Origin of the sequence: Pseudomonas sp. NFX183, from assembly GCF_047943075.1 — a bacterium.
Classification (GTDB): domain Bacteria; phylum Pseudomonadota; class Gammaproteobacteria; order Pseudomonadales; family Pseudomonadaceae; genus Aquipseudomonas.
In genome coordinates, this window is sequence record NZ_CP181333.1 from 3,922,516 (window position 1) to 3,939,141 (window position 16,626).

At 61.3% G+C, this 16,626-nt stretch carries 10 protein-coding genes; 5 read left to right on the forward strand and 5 right to left on the reverse strand.

What is annotated here, in order from left to right; all coding sequences use genetic code 11:
* Positions 1-21: 21 nt before the first annotated feature.
* Positions 22-1,212 (reverse strand): benzoate/H(+) symporter BenE family transporter, encoded by a 1,191-nt coding sequence (locus ACM530_RS18375; protein ID WP_416362842.1) that lies wholly within the window; start codon positions 1,210-1,212, stop codon positions 22-24.
* Positions 1,213-1,438: 226 nt separating this feature from the next.
* On the opposite strand from ACM530_RS18375, the gene ACM530_RS18380 reads away from it, so the two are divergent.
* The gene (locus ACM530_RS18380; protein ID WP_017134778.1) at positions 1,439-2,203 is read left to right on the forward strand and encodes a GntR family transcriptional regulator; all 765 of its coding nucleotides are present in this window, start codon (positions 1,439-1,441) and stop codon (positions 2,201-2,203) included.
* A 139-nt stretch (positions 2,204-2,342) separates the two neighbouring features.
* On the opposite strand, the gene guaD is transcribed toward ACM530_RS18380, so the two are convergent.
* The 4 genes from guaD to xdhA all read right to left on the reverse strand — a co-directional run bounded on the left by guaD (position 2,343) and on the right by xdhA (position 8,458).
* Positions 2,343-3,647 carry a guanine deaminase gene (gene guaD, locus ACM530_RS18385; protein ID WP_416362843.1) on the reverse strand — a complete coding sequence of 435 codons (1,305 nt, stop codon included), beginning with the start codon at positions 3,645-3,647 and terminating at the stop codon, positions 2,343-2,345.
* A gap of 12 nt (positions 3,648-3,659) precedes the next feature.
* A complete protein-coding gene (gene xdhC, locus ACM530_RS18390) occupies positions 3,660-4,499 on the reverse strand; it encodes a xanthine dehydrogenase accessory protein XdhC (RefSeq protein WP_416362844.1) in 840 nt (279 codons plus the stop codon).
* A 118-nt stretch (positions 4,500-4,617) separates the two neighbouring features.
* Positions 4,618-7,017 (reverse strand): xanthine dehydrogenase molybdopterin binding subunit, encoded by a 2,400-nt coding sequence (gene xdhB / locus ACM530_RS18395; RefSeq protein ID WP_145159096.1) that lies wholly within the window; start codon positions 7,015-7,017, stop codon positions 4,618-4,620.
* Complete coding sequence (gene xdhA / locus ACM530_RS18400; RefSeq protein WP_145159094.1) at positions 7,010-8,458, reverse strand: xanthine dehydrogenase small subunit; 1,449 nt, start codon at positions 8,456-8,458, stop codon at positions 7,010-7,012. Before xdhA ends, xdhB begins: the two co-directional genes overlap by 8 nt.
* Before the next feature lie 280 nt (positions 8,459-8,738).
* Here xdhA and ACM530_RS18405 point away from each other — a divergent pair, with 280 nt between their 5' ends.
* From ACM530_RS18405 to ligA, 4 genes are all read left to right on the forward strand, one after another.
* On the forward strand, positions 8,739-9,398 hold the full coding sequence (locus ACM530_RS18405; RefSeq protein ID WP_145159092.1) for a GntR family transcriptional regulator: 660 nt from the start codon (positions 8,739-8,741) through the stop codon (positions 9,396-9,398).
* Positions 9,399-9,400: 2 nt separating this feature from the next.
* Entirely contained in the window at positions 9,401-12,889 is a 3,489-nt protein-coding gene (gene smc / locus ACM530_RS18410) for a chromosome segregation protein SMC (RefSeq protein WP_416362845.1), read from the forward strand.
* 285 nt (positions 12,890-13,174) lie between these two features.
* Complete coding sequence (zipA, locus tag ACM530_RS18415) at positions 13,175-14,038, forward strand: cell division protein ZipA (RefSeq protein WP_034119293.1); 864 nt, start codon at positions 13,175-13,177, stop codon at positions 14,036-14,038.
* A gap of 87 nt (positions 14,039-14,125) precedes the next feature.
* Entirely contained in the window at positions 14,126-16,492 is a 2,367-nt protein-coding gene (gene ligA / locus ACM530_RS18420) for an NAD-dependent DNA ligase LigA (RefSeq protein ID WP_416362846.1), read from the forward strand.
* Positions 16,493-16,626: the final 134 nt, after the last annotated feature.

Below are 16,626 nucleotides of genomic sequence, written 5' to 3' on the forward strand. Positions count from 1 at the left end.
GACCTTCGGGTCGCCGTTTTTTTATGCCTTGCGCCCGTTCAGAATCAGCAGCGTCAACACCCCCGCCACAATCCCCCAGAACGCCGAACCGATGGAAAACAACGTCAAGCCTGACGCGGTGACCATAAAGGTGATCAGCGCCGCTTCGCGTTCCTTCGGCTCATTCATGGCGATGCTCAAGCCATTGATGATCGAGCCAAACAACGCCAGCGCTGCAATCGACAGCACCAGTTCCTTTGGCAATGCGGCGAACAATGCCGCCAAGGTCGCGCCAAATACTCCGGCAATCCCGTAGAACACGCCGCACCACACCGCGGCGGTGTAGCGCTTGTTGCGGTCTTCATGGGCATGCGGCCCGGTGCAGATGGCCGCGCTGATTGCCGCCAGGTTGATGCCGTGGGAGCCGAAGGGCGCGAGCACCAGCGAGGCCAGGCCGGTGGCGGTGATCAAAGGCGAGGCGGGCACGGTGTAGCCATCGGCGCGCAGCACGGCGACGCCGGGCATGTTCTGCGAGGTCATTGCCACCACGAACAGCGGAATGCCGATACTGATGGTCGCCGCCAGCGAGAAATGCGGCGTGGTCCACACCGGTATCGCCACTTCGAGGTGAAAAACACTGAAATCCAGCAACCCCATCAGCCCCGACAGCACAGTGCCAAGCACCAGCGCGGCGAGCACCGCATAGCGTGGCGACAGGCGCTTGATGATCAGGTACGTGAAAAACATCCCCAGCACCAGGCCGGTGCGATGCTGCGCGGCGACGAAAATCTCGCTGCCGATCTTGAACAGGATTCCCGCCAGCAAGGCCGCCGCCAGCGACGATGGGATGCGCTTGACCAGTTTTTCGAAACTGCCGGTCAGCCCGCACAGCGTCACCAGCACGGCGCAGGTGATGTAGGCACCAATGGCCTCGCCGTAACTCACGCCGCCCAGGCTGGTGATCAACAGCGCCGCGCCGGGTGTGGACCAGGCAATGGTGATGGGCGTGCGATAGCGCAGGGACAAGCCGATGCTGCACACCGCCATGCCGATGGAGATGGCCCAGATCCACGAAGAAATCTGCGCCGTGGTCAACCCGGCGGCCTGGCCGGCCTGAAACATCAGGACCAGCGAGCTGGTGTAGCCGGTCATCATGGCAATGAAGCCGGCGACGATGGCCGACGCAGAAGTGTCGGCCAACGGGCGCAAAGGCGCTTGGGTGGCGTCGTTCATGGAGAGGTGTTCCTTTTACCTGGGTATTTGTCAGTGAAGGCGCAGATTCAAGCCTAAACTCAAACGTAACTACTCGTTGCGATACAGCCGACGCTGCAAACAGCCGTACAGTGTGTTGGCGCATTGGGTTGTGTACAATGTGCCCTGTTTTTAGGTGATACTTGCCAGCAACCCGCGCTTGCCGTATTACCGTTAATTCGCCGCCGTTCTCCAAACCCGAGTGCCCATGAACGAACAGTTGCAACCTCTCAAGAAACAACCGCGAGCCGGCAAGGCCGGTCGCAGCGGAACCCAGGACGATATCGTTTACGCGCATATCTTCGAGGCCATCCTTGAACAACGCCTGGCGCCCGGAACCAAGTTGAGTGAAGAGGCACTGGGCGAAATCTTCGGCGTCAGCCGCACCATCATTCGCCGCGCGCTCTCGCGTCTGGCCCATGAAGGCGTGGTACTGCTGCGGCCCAATCGTGGTGCGGTGGTGGCGAGCCCGAGTGTAGAAGAAGCGCGCCAGGTATTTTTGGCCCGGCGTCTGGTCGAACGGGCGATCACGGAATTGGCAGTGCAGCACGCCACGGCCGAACAGCTGGCCGAGCTGCGCCAGATGGTCAACGACGAGCGCGACAGCTTCTCCCGCGGCGACCGCGGTGCCGGTATCCGCCTCTCCGGCGAATTCCACCTCAAGCTGGCCGAGGCGGCGAAGAACGCGCCGCTGATCAGCTTCCAGCGCAGCCTGGTGTCGCAGACCTCGTTGATCATCGCCCAGTACGAAAGCGGCAACCGCTCGCACTGTTCTTACGATGAGCACACGCAGCTGATCGATGCGATCGAAGCACGCGATGCAACGTTGGCGGTGAACCTGATGATGCACCACATGGATCACATCGACAGCAAGCTCAACCTCGATGAGGAAAGCGCGTCGGATGATTTGCACGCGGTGTTTTCGCATTTGCTGCAGACGAAAAAGCCGGGACGCTCGTCCGTAAAGCTGTAATTTCCCTGACTCAACAGGGCCAGAAATGTGGGAGCGGGCTTGCTCGCGAATGCGGTAGATCAGTCAATGCATCTGGTGACTGACACTCCGTATTCGCGAGCAAGCCCGCTCCCACATTTGCTTCTCGGCGTGCTTTAGATCAGCGTTGATGCACGAGATTGCCGGCCGCATACGTCTGCAACACCGCCCGGTCATCCCCCAGCGTCATCAACACAAACAACGTCTCGGAAATGTTGTTCGCCTGCTTCAAGCGATAGCTGAGCAGCGGCGTGGCGTTGTAATCCAGCACCAAAAAGTCCGCGTCAGTGCCTGGCTGCAAGGTGCCGATCTTGTCTTCCAAACGCAGCGCTCGCGCGCCGCCCAAAGTGGCCAGGTACAGCGACTTGAACGGGCTCAACCGCGCGCCCTGCAACTGCATGACCTTGTAGGCTTCGTTCAAGGTTTGCAGCAGCGAGAAGCTGGTACCGCCGCCCACGTCGGTGCCCAGGCCGACATTCAGCTTGTGCTTCTCGGCCATCGGCAAGTTGAACAAGCCACTGCCGAGGAAGAAGTTCGAGGTCGGGCAGAACGCTACCGCCGAACCCGTTTCGGCGAGGCGCGCGCACTCGTCATCGCACAGGTGCACGCCGTGGGCAAACACCGAGCGCTCACCCAGCAATTTGTAGTGGTCATACACGTCCAGGTAGCCCTTGCGCTCCGGGAACAGCTCTTTCACCCATTCCACTTCCTGCAGGTTTTCACTGATGTGCGTCTGCATGTACAGGTCCGGGTATTCGCCCAGCAATTGCCCGGCCAGCGTCAGTTGCGCCGGGGTGCTGGTCGGGGCAAAACGTGGCGTGACCGCATAGTGCAAACGGCCCTTGCCATGCCAGCGTTCGATCAGCGCCTTGCTTTCCTGGTAGCCGGATTCGGCGGTGTCGGTCAGATAGTCCGGCGCGTTGCGGTCCATCATTACCTTGCCGGCGATCATGCGCAGGTCGAGCTTCTCGGCCGCTTCAAAAAACGAATTGACTGATTGCGGGTGCACGCTGCCGAACACCAGCGCCGTGGTGGTGCCGTTGCGCAGCAGTTCCTTGATGAAGATATCCGCGACTTCTTTGGCATGGGCCTTGTCGGCGAACTGGCTTTCGCACGGGAAGGTGTAGGTGTTGAGCCAATCCAGCAACTGCTCGCCATAGGCGCCGACCATGCCGGTTTGCGGCAGGTGAATATGGGTGTCGATCAGGCCCGGGGTGATCAGCGCATCCTGATAATGAGTAACGTCGATGTCGGCGGGCAGCGTCGGCAGCAAATCGCTGGCGTGGCCCAGGGCGCTGATCTGGCCGTTATCGATCACCAGCAGGCCGTCTTCGAAATACTCATAGGACGCTTCGATCCCCACTTCAGCAGGGTCGGCGATGCTGTGCAGGATGGCGGCACGGTAGGCTTTGCGAGTCAAAGGCATGGTGTTCTCAATTTAGAGTGCTTGGCTGCGGCGCGAGGCCGGCAGCAGTTTGGCAATGGGTTCGGCGCTCGCGGTGTGCTGGCCGAAATTGGCGTTATAGGTGGCGATGATTTCGCCGGCGATGGAGATGGCGATCTCCACCGGCAGTTTGCCCTTCACCTCGGTGAGGCCCATCGGGCAGCGCATGCGTTGCAGTTGCGCGGTGTCGAAGCCGCGATCACGCAGGCGGTGTTCGAACTTGACCCGTTTGGTTTTCGAGCCGATCAGGCCGAAGTAGGCAAAGTCATTGCGCTTGAGCAGCGCGGCGGTCAGTTCCAGGTCCAGCGCGTGATTGTGGGTCATGACGATGCAGTAACTGCCCACTGGCAGGTCGGTAATTTCGTCGACCGGCTCCTCGCTGACGATTTTACGCACGCCCTGGGGAATGTCTTCCGGAAACTCCTGGTCGCGGGAATCGATCCAGCGCACCCGGCACGGCAGGCTCGCCAATAGCGGCACCAACGCGCGGCCGACGTGGCCGGCGCCAAACACTGCAATGTGCGCCTGCACCTGGCCCATGGGTTCGAACAGCAGCACAGTCGCACCGCCGCAGCACTGGCCCAGGCTTGCACCAAGGCTGAAGCGCTCCAGATGCGTGTTTTGCTGGCCGCGCACGAGCATGTCGCGGGCGATCTGCATCGCCTTGTATTCCAGGTGCCCGCCACCGATGGTGTCGAAGGTCTGCGCGGCGCTGATCACCATCTTCGAGCCGGCATTGCGCGGCGTGGAGCCGAGCTCTTCGATGATGGTCACCAGCACGCAGGGTTCGCCGCGGTTCTGCAGGTCGGCGAGGGCGCTGATCCAGTTGTTCATAGTCACCTCTTGTGGCGTCTGTCAGGCCGCTATCGGGGGCAAGCCCCCTCCCACATTTTGATGTGTGAACACCATCAAATGTGGGAGCTGGCTTGCCTGCGATGGCAGCGCCTCGGTCTTAGAGCGAAGCCATCTCGGTTTCAGCCTCGACAGCCTTTGCCGCCTGCAACTGCCGCATCTGCTCACACCCCCACAACACCCGCTCCGGCGTCGCCGGTGCATCGATCTTGGGCTGATGGCGATACTCACCCACACTCGCCACGGCATCCTTGATCGCGCACCACGAGGCGATCCCGAGCATGAACGGCGGCTCACCCACAGCCTTGGAATGGAACACCGTGTCCTCCGGGTTCTTGCGGTTTTCCACCAGCTTCACGCGTAAATCCAGGGGCATGTCAGCCACGGCCGGGATCTTGTAGCTGGCCGGGCCGTTGGTCATCAGCTTGCCTTTGTTGTTCCACACCAGCTCTTCCATGGTCAGCCAGCCCATGCCCTGAATAAAGCCGCCTTCCACCTGGCCGATGTCGATGGCCGGGTTCAGCGAGGCGCCCACGTCGTGCAGGATGTCGGTGCGCAACATCTTGTATTCGCCGGTGAGTGTGTCGACGATCACTTCGCAGCAGGCCGCGCCGAACGCGAAGTAATAGAACGGCCGCCCACGCGCCTGGCTGCGGTCGTAGAAGATTTTCGGGGTCTTGTAGAAACCGGTGCTCGACAGCGAGACCTGGGCGAAATACGCCTGCTGGATCAGGCTCTCAAAGGTCAGGATCTGGTCGCGTACCCGCACGTGACCATTGTGAAATTCCACATCCGCTTCACTCACGTCGTACTTGCGTGCGGCAAACTCCACCAGGCGCTGCTTGATGGTTTCGGCGGCGTTCTGCGCAGCCTTGCCGTTCAGGTCGGCACCGCTGGACGCCGCGGTGGGCGAGGTGTTGGGCACCTTGTCGGTGTTGGTGGCGGTGATCTGCACGCGGTCGATGTCGACCTGGAACACTTCGGCCACCACTTGCGCGACCTTGGTGTTCAAGCCCTGGCCCATCTCGGTGCCGCCGTGGTTCAAATGGATGCTGCCGTCGGTGTAGATGTGGATCAGCGCACCGGCCTGGTTCAGGAAGCTGGCGGTAAACGAAATACCGAACTTCACCGGCGTCAGCGCCAGGCCTTTTTTCAGGATCGGGCTGTGGGCGTTGTACAAGCGGATCGCTTCGCGGCGCTCGGCGTATTGGCTGCTGGCTTCAAGCTCGGCGGTCATCTCTTCGAGCATGTTGTGCTCGACGGTCTGGTAGTAGTGGGTGACGTTGCGCTCGGTCTTGCCGTAGTAATTGGCCTTGCGCACCGCCAATGGGTCCAAACCCAGGTGCCGAGCGATGGCGTCCATCACTTCCTCGATGGCGACCATGCCTTGTGGCCCGCCGAAGCCGCGATACGCGGTGTTGGAGGCCGTGTTGGTCTTGCAACGATGGCCATTAACGGTGGCGTCGCCCAGGTAATACGAATTGTCGGCGTGGAACATCGCGCGGTCGACAATCGAGTTTGACAAGTCCGGCGAGCAGCCGCAGTTACCCGCCAGTTCGAGGTTGATCCCGTGCAGGCGACCCGTGTCGTCAAAGCCCACGTCGTATTCGATATAAAACGGGTGACGCTTGCCGGTCATCAGCATGTCTTCGACGCGCGGCAGGCGCATTTTGGTCGGCTGGCCGGTGAGGCGCGCCACCACCGCGCACAGGCAGGCGGGGCTGGCGGCCTGGGTTTCCTTGCCGCCGAAACCGCCGCCCATGCGGCGCATGTCGACGACGATTTTGTTCATCGACACGTCGAGCACTTCGGCCACTAGCTTCTGCACTTCGGTGGGGTTTTGCGTGGAGCAATAGACGATCATGCCGCCGTCTTCGGTGGGCATCACCGACGAGATCTGGGTTTCCAGGTAGAAGTGTTCCTGGCCGCCGATGTGCAGCGTGCCCTGGATACGGTTTTTCGCCGTGGCCAGTGCACCTGCCGAGTCGCCGCGCTGGTGAGTGTGGCTGTCGAGCACGAAATGCTTGTTGCGAAAGGCCTCGACCACGTCCAGCACCGGCTCCAGGTCTTCGTATTCGATCACCGCCGCCATGGCCGCTTTGCGTGCGGTTTCCAGGTCGCGGGCGGCCACGGCCAGCACCACCTGGCCGACAAACTGCACCGTGTCGATGGCCAGCAACGGGTCGCCGGGCATCAGCGGGCCGATGTCTTTCAGGCCCGGCACGTCTTCGTGGGTGATCGCGATACGCACGCCGTCAAAGGCGTAGCAGGGCGCGGTGTCGATGCTGAGGATGCGGGCGTGGGCGCGGTCGGACATGCGCGCATACAGGTGCAGTTGGTTGGGAAATTCCAGGCGGTCATCGATGTACTGCGCCTCGCCGGACACATGCTTGGCGGCGCTGTCGTGCTTGACGCTGCGGCCGACCCCGGAGGTCAGGTCCTGGGCGAACAGCTCGGCGAGTTCGGCCTGGGTTTTAACGACGGCGTGATGGTTAGACATAAGCGGTCACCCGAGTCTCGATGTGCGGCGTTTGCAGTTCGATGAAGTATTTGCGCAGCAGGTTTTGCGCGCTGAGCAGGCGGTATTCCTTGCTGGCGCGAAAGTCCGACAACGGGGTGAAATCCTCGGCCAGGGCGGCGCAGGCTTTTTCCACCGTGGCGGCGTTCCAGGTGGCGCCCACCAGCACGGCTTCGCAGCTTTTCGCGCGTTTGGGCGTAGCGGCCATGCCTCCGAAGGCGACGCGTGCCTGGTTGATCACGCCGTTCTCGATCTTCAGGTTGAAAGCGGCGCACACCGCGGAAATATCATCGTCCAGGCGCTTGGACACCTTGTAGGCACGGAACAGTGTGTGGCCCTTGGGCACGATGATTTTCTCGATGAACTCGCTGTCCTGACGCGCGGTGACGCGGTAGTCGATGAAGTAGTCTTCCAGCGCCAGGGTGCGGCGCACGTTGCCTTTGCACAGCACGATCTGTGCACCCAGGGCGATCAGCAGCGGCGGCGAATCACCAATCGGCGAAGCGTTGCCGATGTTGCCGCCCAAGGTGCCCTGGTTGCGGATTTGCAGGGAGGCGAAGCGGTGCAGCAGGTCGCCGAAGTCCGGGTATTCGTGGTGCAGCGCGGTGTAGCAGTCGGAGAGGGCGGTGGCGGCGCCGATTTCCAGGCGGTCGTCGAAGCGCTCGATGCGCTTCATTTCTTCGATATTGCCGACGTAGATCATCACCGGCAGCGTGCGATGAAACTGCGTGACTTCCAGCGCCAGGTCGGTGCCGCCGGCCAGCAGCCGGGCTTGCGGGTAGGCGTCGTAGAGATCGGCCAGGTCGGCGACGGTCAGCGGCACCAGGCAACGTTTGTCGCCACTGTTGAGTTCGCCGGTCTGCGTTGGCGCAATGGCTTTGAGGCGCGCGATGGTCTCGGCCTGGCGGCTGTCAAACTGGTCGACGGGTTTGTTGCAGCAGGCCTGTTCGGCGGCGGCCAGGATCGGGCGGTAGCCGGTGCAACGGCACAGGTTGCCGGCCAGCGCTTCGTGGGCTTTTTGGCTGTCGGGGGCGTCGCTGTTCTTTTGCAGGGCAAACAACGACATCACAAAGCCCGGCGTGCAAAAGCCACATTGCGAGCCGTGGCACTCGACCATGGCTTTTTGCACGCTGTGCAGTTGGCCCTGGTGCTTGAGGTCTTCAACGCTGATCAGCTGTTTGCCGTGCAGCGACGACACAAAGGTCAGGCATGAGTTGAGGCTGCGATAACGAATCTGCTCGGCGCCTTGTTCGTCGCGGTGCAACTCGCCGACCACGACGGTGCACGCCCCGCAATCGCCGCTGGCGCAGCCTTCCTTGGTACCGGGTTTGCCCACGTGCTCACGCAAATAGTTGAGCACGGTCAGGTTGGGGTCCAGGGCGTGCTCACTACGGAGTTCCTGGTTGAGTAAAAACTGGATCACGGAAGGCCTCGCAGACTCATTATTGTTGTTAACCGCTTTGCGCCGAATCTAGTCATGTCTGACTTTTCGGTCAATGATTTTCTGACCAGGAGGTCAAGAAATTACGGTCACAACACTTTCAATTATGGTCCAGTCTTCTGGAACCGTTGTTTTTGGCGGCTTGTGGGTTTTCATCGCTGCTTATTTCATGCCAAATTCGCCACCGTGGGCGTAGCGCCATCAGCGGGCCAATGCGCTACACTGCCGCGCTTGTACTGATAGAAGATTCTGAAGGGAAAACATGACGTTCAAGGCGCCGGACAGTCTCGCCGAGCAAATTGCTCACCACCTCGCCGAACGTATCATTCGCGGCGATCTCAAGCCTGGGGAGCGGATCCAGGAACAGAAAGTTACGCTGGCGCTCAATGTCAGCCGTGGTTCCGTGCGTGAAGCCTTATTGATCCTCGAGCGCCGCCACCTGATCGCCATCCTGCCGCGCCGTGGCGCCCACGTCACCGAGCTCACCGCGCACAAGGTGCAGAGCCTGTGCACGCTGATGGGCGAGTTGTACATCCTGCTCGGCAATGCGGTGGCCGAGGGCTGGAAGGTGCAGGCCGACATGACGCCGTTCCTGCAGATCCAGCAGCGTCTGGTGAACAGTTTTGAGCGTCAGGACATCCGCGCCTTCGTCGAAGAAAGCTTCAACGTGATGCGCGCCGCGTACCCTTTTGCCAACAACCCGTATTTGCAGGAAACCGTCGAGAACCTGCAGCCGGCGATGAACCGCGCCTATTACCTGGCGCTGGATCAACGCAAGGCGTCCATGAGCGAGTACCTGGCGCTGTTCGAGCAACTGCTCGCCGCCGTGCTGGCGCGTGACCTGGCGCAGATTCGCCTGGTGCTGTCCGCCTACGGCCAGCGCAGTTGTTCATTGGTCATCGCTGCGTTGGCGGACGCCTAAACGTGCGGCTCAAGTGCATCAAACTGGCGGGGTTCAAATCCTTCGTCGACCCGACCACGGTGAACTTCCCCAGTAACATGGCGGCGGTGGTGGGGCCCAATGGCTGCGGCAAGTCGAACATCATCGACGCCGTTCGCTGGGTGATGGGCGAGAGTTCGGCAAAAAATCTGCGCGGCGAGTCGATGACCGACGTCATCTTCAATGGCTCCACCAGTCGTAAACCGGTGAGCCAGGCCAGCATCGAGCTGGTGTTCGACAACTCCGACGGCACCCTGATCGGCGAATACGCGGCGTACGCGGAAATTTCCATTCGCCGCAAAGTGACGCGCGACAGTCAGAACAGCTACTTTCTCAACGGCACCAAGTGCCGGCGCCGGGACATCACCGACATCTTCCTCGGCACCGGCTTGGGCCCGCGCAGCTACTCGATCATCGAGCAGGGCATGATCTCCAAGCTGATCGAAGCCAAGCCCGAAGACCTGCGTAATTTCATTGAAGAAGCAGCCGGCATCTCCAAGTACAAGGAGCGCCGCCGCGAGACCGAAAACCGTATCCGCCGCACCCACGAAAACCTCGCCCGCCTGACCGACCTGCGCGAAGAACTGGAGCGCCAGTTGGAGCGCCTGCACCGCCAGGCCCAGGCCGCCGAGAAGTATCAGGAATACAAGGGCGAAGAACGCCAGCTCAAGGCGCAACTCTCGGCCCTGCGCTGGCAGGCGCTGAACGATCAGGTCGGCCAGCGCGAAGCGATCATCGGCACCCAGGAAATCAGCTTTGAAGCGCTGGTGGCCGAACAGCGCAATGCCGACGCCAGCATCGAGCGCCTGCGTGACGGTCACCATGACCTGTCCGAGCGCTTCAATCTGGTGCAGGGCCGCTTCTATTCGGTGGGTGGCGACATCGCCCGGGTCGAGCAGAGCATTCAGCATGGCCAGCAGCGTCTGCGCCAACTGCAAGATGATTTGAAGGAAGCCGAGCGCGCGCGCCTGGAGACCGAATCGCACCTGGGCCATGACCGCACCTTGCTGCTGACCCTCGGCGAAGAGCTGGACATGCTCACCCCCGAGCAGGAAATCACCAGCGCCGCCGCCGAAGAAGCCGCCGCCGCCCTGGAAGAAGCCGAAACCACCATGCACGGCTGGCAGGAGCAGTGGGACGCTTTCAACCTGCAATCCGCCGAGCCGCGCCGCCAGGCTGAGGTGCAGCAGTCGCGCATCCAGCAGCTGGAAACCAGCATGGAGCGTCTGGCCGAGCGCCAACGGCGTCTTCAGGAAGAGCGCGTGTTGCTCGCCGCCGACCCGGAAGACGCGGCGATCATGGAGCTGAGCGAGCAACTGGCCGAAAGCGAGATCACGCTGGAAGAGCTGGAAGCCAGCGAAGAACAACAAGTGGAGCGCCTGGAGCAATTGCGTCAGCAACTGCAACAGGCGACCCAGTCGCAGCAGCAGGCCCAGGGCGATTTGCAGCGGCTGAACGGCCGATTGGCGTCGCTGGAGGCCTTGCAGCAAGCCGCGCTGGACCCCGGCACCGGCACTGCCGAGTGGCTGCGCGACCAGCATTTGGGCGAGCGCCCGCGCCTGGCTGAAGGGTTAACAGTTGAAGCGGGTTGGGAGCTGGCGGTAGAGACCGTGCTCGGCGCCGACCTGCAGGCGGTGCTGGTCGACGATTTTGGTGGCTTCGACCTGGCCGGCTTTACTCAGGGCGATTTGCGTTTGCTCAGCCCGGCGGCCGATGGCACGCGCGTGCCGGGCAGTCTGCTGGACAAGGTCGAGGCGGCGATTGACCTGTCGCCCTGGCTGGGGCAGGTCAAGCCGGTGGATTCCCTGGAGCAAGCCCTGGCGCAGCGCGGCCAACTGGGCGCGGGCGAAAGCCTGATCAGCCGCGATGGTTATTGGGTGGGCCGCCACTTCCTGCGTGTGCGCCGTGCCAGCGAAGCGGAAAGCGGCGTATTGGCCCGTGGCCAGGAAATCGTCAACCTGAGCGCCGAGCGCGAAGAACGCGAAGCCACCCTTGAACGCCTGGAAACCGAACTGCAAACCCTGCGCGCCACCCAGCGCCAGCAAGAGACCGGCCGCGAACACCTGCGCCGCCTGTTGCAGGACGAAGCGCGCCAGCAAGGTGAACTCAAGGCCCAACTGTCGGCGAGCAAGGCCAAGGTCGAGCAACTGACCCTGCGCCGCACCCGTCTTGACGAAGAAGTGGCGGAGATGGGCGAGCAACGCGCCCTCGAGCACGAACAAATCGGTGAGGCGCGCCTGCAACTGCAGGAAGCCCTCGACAGCATGGCGCTGGACACGGAGCAGCGCGAACTGCTGCTGGCCCAGCGCGACAGCCTGCGCGAACGCCTTGACCGCGTGCGTCAGGAAGCGCGCCAGCACAAGGATCACGCTCACCAATTGGCGGTGCGCCTCGGTTCGTTGCAGGCTCAGCACGCGTCCACGCGTCAGGCCCTTGAGCGCCTGGAGATGCAATCCGAACGCCTCACCGAAAAGCGCGAGCAACTGAGCCTCAACCTGGAGGAGGGCGAAGCGCCGCTGGAAGAGTTGCGGCTCAAGCTCGAAGAATTGCTCGACAAGCGCATGACCGTCGACGAAGAACTCAAGACTGCGCAAATCGCCCTGGAAGACGCCGACCGCGAACTGCGCGATGCGGAAAAACGCCGCACCCAGGCCGAGCAGCAATCGCAGTTGATTCGCGGCCAGCTCGAACAGCAGCGCATGGAATGGCAGGCCCTGACGGTTCGCCGCAAGACCCTGCAGGACCAGTTGCTGGAAGACGGCTACGACCTGCACGGCGTGCTTAATACGTTGACCGCCCAGGCCAACGAGAAAGATGCCGAAGAAGAACTTGAACGGATTGCTGCGCGTATTCAGCGACTCGGCGCGATCAACCTTGCGGCCATCGACGAGTATCAGCAGCAGTCCGAGCGCAAACGTTATCTGGATGCCCAGGACGCCGATCTGGTGGAAGCCCTGGACACTTTGGAAAATGTGATCCGCAAAATCGACAAGGAAACCCGTAATCGCTTCAAAGATACCTTTGATCAGATTAATGGCGGTTTACAGGCGTTATTCCCGAAAGTTTTCGGTGGTGGCAGCGCTTACTTGGAACTGACGGGCGAAGATCTACTCGATACAGGGGTGACGATCATGGCGCGGCCTCCGGGCAAGAAGAACAGCACCATCCATTTGTTGTCCGGTGGCGAAAAGGCACTGACGGCATTGGCGCTGGTATTTGCGATCTTCAAGTTGAACCCGGCGCCGTTTTGCATGCTCGACGAAGTTGACGCCCCGCTGGATGACGCTAACGTTGGACGCTACGCTCGGTTGGTTAAAGAGATGTCCCAGACCGTGCAGTTCATCTATATCACCCACAACAAGATCGCCATGGAAATGGCCGATCAATTGATGGGTGTAACGATGCACGAACCCGGCTGTTCGCGTTTGGTGGCGGTGGATGTGGAAGAAGCGATGGCGCTGGTGGATGCCTAGCGGCGAGTTGCTGGTTACACGTGTTTGAGGCTTAGAGCTTGCAGCTTGAAGCTCACAGTTGGCGGCTGGCGCAAGCGATCTTTCATGTGGCCCAAACATGGCAAATCGACACATTTCGCGCCAACTGTGTAAAGTTATCGAAGGTCGTGCTAGTTTATTGTCAATTCCTCGTATGCGTGGGCAAAACGTCAGTCAGAACATAGAGTTGGCGCCACGTTTTAAAGCGGTTTGGATGTTGCTAAACCCCTTATTTTTCAGCATTTTTTATTAGAGGCACGGGATTACATGGAAATCGGTCTGCGCGAGTGGCTGATCGTCATCGGCATTATTGTCATTGCCGGTATTCTTTTTGATGGCTGGCGCCGCATGCGCGGTGGCAAGGGCAAGCTGAAGTTCCGTCTGGACCGCAACCTGTCCAACTTGCCTGACGATGATGGCAGCGCCGAACTGCTGGGGCCGCCTCGCGTGCTGGATACCCATAAAGAGCCGCAACTGGACGAACACGACTTGCCGTCGATGAGCGCGCCGGTGCGTGAAGCCCGCGAACCGTCTTCCAAACGCGGTAAACGCGGCAGCGCCGCGGTTGCCGAGCCGCATCAGGGCGACCTGAACCTTGACGTCGATGATGGCCCGAGCTTCAGCAGCCGCGATGACGATTTCCCCGACGAGACCCCGACCAAAAGCGCGCCACGTCAGTCGGTCAATGACCAGCCGGCCGCTGAAGAAGTCTTGGTAATCAGCGTGATCTGCCGCGATGCCGCCGGTTTCAAAGGCCCGGCACTGTTGCAGAACATCCTGGAAAGCGGCTTGCGGTTTGGCGAGATGGATATTTTCCACCGTCACGAAAGCATGGCCGGTAACGGCGAAGTGCTGTTCTCCATGGCCAACGCGGTCAAGCCGGGCACCTTCGATCTGGACGACATCGACCTGTTCAGCACCCCGGCGGTGAGCTTCTTCCTTGGCCTGCCAGGCCCGCGTCACCCCAAACAAGCGTTCGACGTGATGGTGGCCGCGGCCCGCAAGCTGTCTCAGGAACTCAACGGTGAGCTCAAGGACGACCAACGCAGCGTCCTGACCGCCCAGACCATCGAACACTACCGTCAGCGCATCGTCGAGTTCGAGCGTCGCGCCCTGACACAGAAACGCTGAGGATTGGTCTTCAGCGTTGTCAGTAGAATAAGCGCACTAACATATTGAGCAGCTTCGGCTGCTCTTTTGCTTTCTGAGAGAACACCCATGACCGCCGCCCATACCCGCATCCTCCAATTGCGCGCTGAGCTGGATCAGCACAATTACCGTTACCACGTGCTCGACGAGCCGAGCATTCCGGACGCCGAGTACGACCGGCTGTTCCACGAGCTCAAAGCCCTGGAAGCCGAGCATCCGGATTTGGTCACGCGTGATTCACCGACGCAGCGGGTCGGCAGTACGGCGTTGTCAGCGTTCACTCAGGTGAAGCACGAAATACCGATGCTCAGCCTCGGTAACGCCTTTGATGAAAGCACCATGCTCGAATTTGATCGCCGGGTCACCGAAGGGCTCGACCTGCCGGTGGGCGATCTGTTTGGTGGCGGCGCGGCGGTGGAATACAGCTGTGAGCCCAAACTGGATGGCCTGGCGGTCAGCCTGCTGTATCAAGACGGTGAACTGGTACGCGGCGCCACCCGTGGCGACGGCACCACGGGCGAAGACATCAGCGTCAACGTGCGCACTGTGCGCAATATCCCGCTGAAGCTGCACGGCAGCGGCTGGCCGGCGACCCTGGAAGTGCGCGGCGAAGTGTTCATGTCCAAGGCCGGTTTCGAGCGCCTGAACGCCTCGCAGCTGGAAGTCGGCGGCAAGACCTTCGCCAACCCGCGCAACGCGGCGGCTGGCAGCCTGCGCCAGTTGGACTCGAAGATTACCGCCAGCCGCCCGCTGGAGTTCTGCTGCTATGGCATTGGCCAGGTCACCGCAGACATCAGCGACACCCACATCGGCAACTTGAAGCAGTTGCAGAAGTGGGGCATGCCGATCAGTCACGAACTGAAGCTGGCCAAGGGGATTCAGGAATGCTTGGACTACTACCGCGATATCGGCGAGCGGCGTAACAGCCTGGGTTATGAAATCGACGGCGTGGTATTCAAGGTCAACAGCATTGCTGCCCAACGTGAACTGGGTTTTCGCGCGCGTGAACCGCGCTGGGCCATCGCGCATAAATTCCCGGCCATGGAAGAGCTGACTGAATTGCTCGACGTCGAATTTCAGGTCGGTCGTACCGGCGCCGTCACGCCCGTGGCACGCCTCAAGCCGGTCAAGGTCGCGGGTGTGACCGTGTCCAACGCCACCTTGCACAACATGGATGAAGTCGCGCGCCTGGGCCTGATGATCGGCGATACGGTGATCATCCGCCGCGCCGGAGACGTGATCCCGCAAGTCGTCTCGGTGGTCACCGAACGCCGCCCGGAAAACGCCCGCGCGGTGCAGGTCCCCGAAAGCTGCCCGGTGTGTGGCTCCCACGTGGAGCGCACGCAACTGGTCAAGCGCAGCAAGGGCAAGGAAACCGTCAGCGAAGGCGCGGTGTACCGCTGCGTCGGGCGCCTGGCCTGTGGCGCGCAGCTCAAGCAGGCGATTATCCATTTTGTCTCGCGCCGTGCCATGGACATCGACGGCCTGGGCGACAAGACCATCGAGCAGTTGGTGGACGAAAAACTCATCGGTTCGCCGGCCGACCTCTACAAGCTCAAGTACGAGCAAATCATCGACCTGGAAGGCTTTGCCGATATTTCCAGCAAGAAGCTGATCACCGCCATCGAAAACAGCAAGACCCCGACCCTGGCGCGCTTTATCTACGCCTTGGGCATCCCGGATGTGGGCGAGGAGACCGCCAAGGTGCTGGCGCGCTCCCTGGCGTCTCTGGAGCGTGTGCAGAAGGCCTTGCCGGAAGTACTGACGTACCTGCCCGACGTGGGCCTGGAAGTGGCGCACGAGATTCACAGCTTTTTTGAAGACAGCCATAACCAGGAGGTAATTGGCGCGCTGTTGTCGCCGGAGCAATGCGGCCTGCAACTGCAGGATCAGGGCGACCTGAGTGCCGAGTTCGCCGCCAGCACCACCTTGGGCGGCTTGCTCGACAAATTGCACGTGCCCAGCGTTGGGCCGGGAGCTGCGCAGAAACTGGCGGATAAATTCGGTTCTCTTGAAGGCGTGATCCAGGCTGATTGGCTGGACATGCGTCAGGCACTGCCTGAAAAGCAGGCCAAGGCCGTGCGCGAGTTTTTTGACAACCAAGACAATGCCAACCACGCCCTGGCCATCGAGCAGCAGCTCAAGGACTTCGGCATGCACTGGCAGAGCGAGAAGAAGGTCGTCGAAGGCTTGCCCGAAGCAGGGCACACCTGGGTGCTCACCGGTTCACTGGAGCTTATGAGCCGCGATGTGGCCAAGGACAAGCTTGAAAGCCTCGGCGCCAAGGTCGCCGGCTCCGTCTCGGCGAAAACCCACTGCGTGGTGGCCGGACCGGGCGCCGGCTCGAAATTGGCCAAGGCCAGCGAACTGGGCTTGAAGGTGTTGGACGAAGAAGCGTTCGTGGCATTCCTGGCCAAGCACAACATCACGGTCTGACGGCGCGAGCGGGGAATGAGCTGCTGCTTATTGTGGCGAGCGGGCTTGCCCCGCGTCGGCCTGCGCAGCAGCCCCCTCACCAGTGGAACGATCTCTCACGGGAAATGATCTAGTCTTGGTCACCCAGAGAGAGA

Excerpts from the sequence above, each read along its gene's own strand:
- ACM530_RS18380 (WP_017134778.1), top strand. The coding sequence starts at position 1,439 with ATGAACGAACAGTTGCAACCTCTCAAGAAACAACCGCGAGCCGGCAAG.
- xdhB (WP_145159096.1), bottom strand. The coding sequence starts at position 7,017 with ATGTCTAACCATCACGCCGTCGTTAAAACCCAGGCCGAACTCGCCGAG.
- zipA (WP_034119293.1), top strand. The coding sequence starts at position 13,175 with ATGGAAATCGGTCTGCGCGAGTGGCTGATCGTCATCGGCATTATTGTC.
- ligA (WP_416362846.1), top strand. The coding sequence starts at position 14,126 with ATGACCGCCGCCCATACCCGCATCCTCCAATTGCGCGCTGAGCTGGAT.
- guaD (WP_416362843.1), bottom strand. The coding sequence starts at position 3,647 with ATGCCTTTGACTCGCAAAGCCTACCGTGCCGCCATCCTGCACAGCATC.
- ACM530_RS18375 (WP_416362842.1), bottom strand. The coding sequence starts at position 1,212 with ATGAACGACGCCACCCAAGCGCCTTTGCGCCCGTTGGCCGACACTTCT.
- xdhC (WP_416362844.1), bottom strand. The coding sequence starts at position 4,499 with ATGAACAACTGGATCAGCGCCCTCGCCGACCTGCAGAACCGCGGCGAA.
- ACM530_RS18405 (WP_145159092.1), top strand. The coding sequence starts at position 8,739 with ATGACGTTCAAGGCGCCGGACAGTCTCGCCGAGCAAATTGCTCACCAC.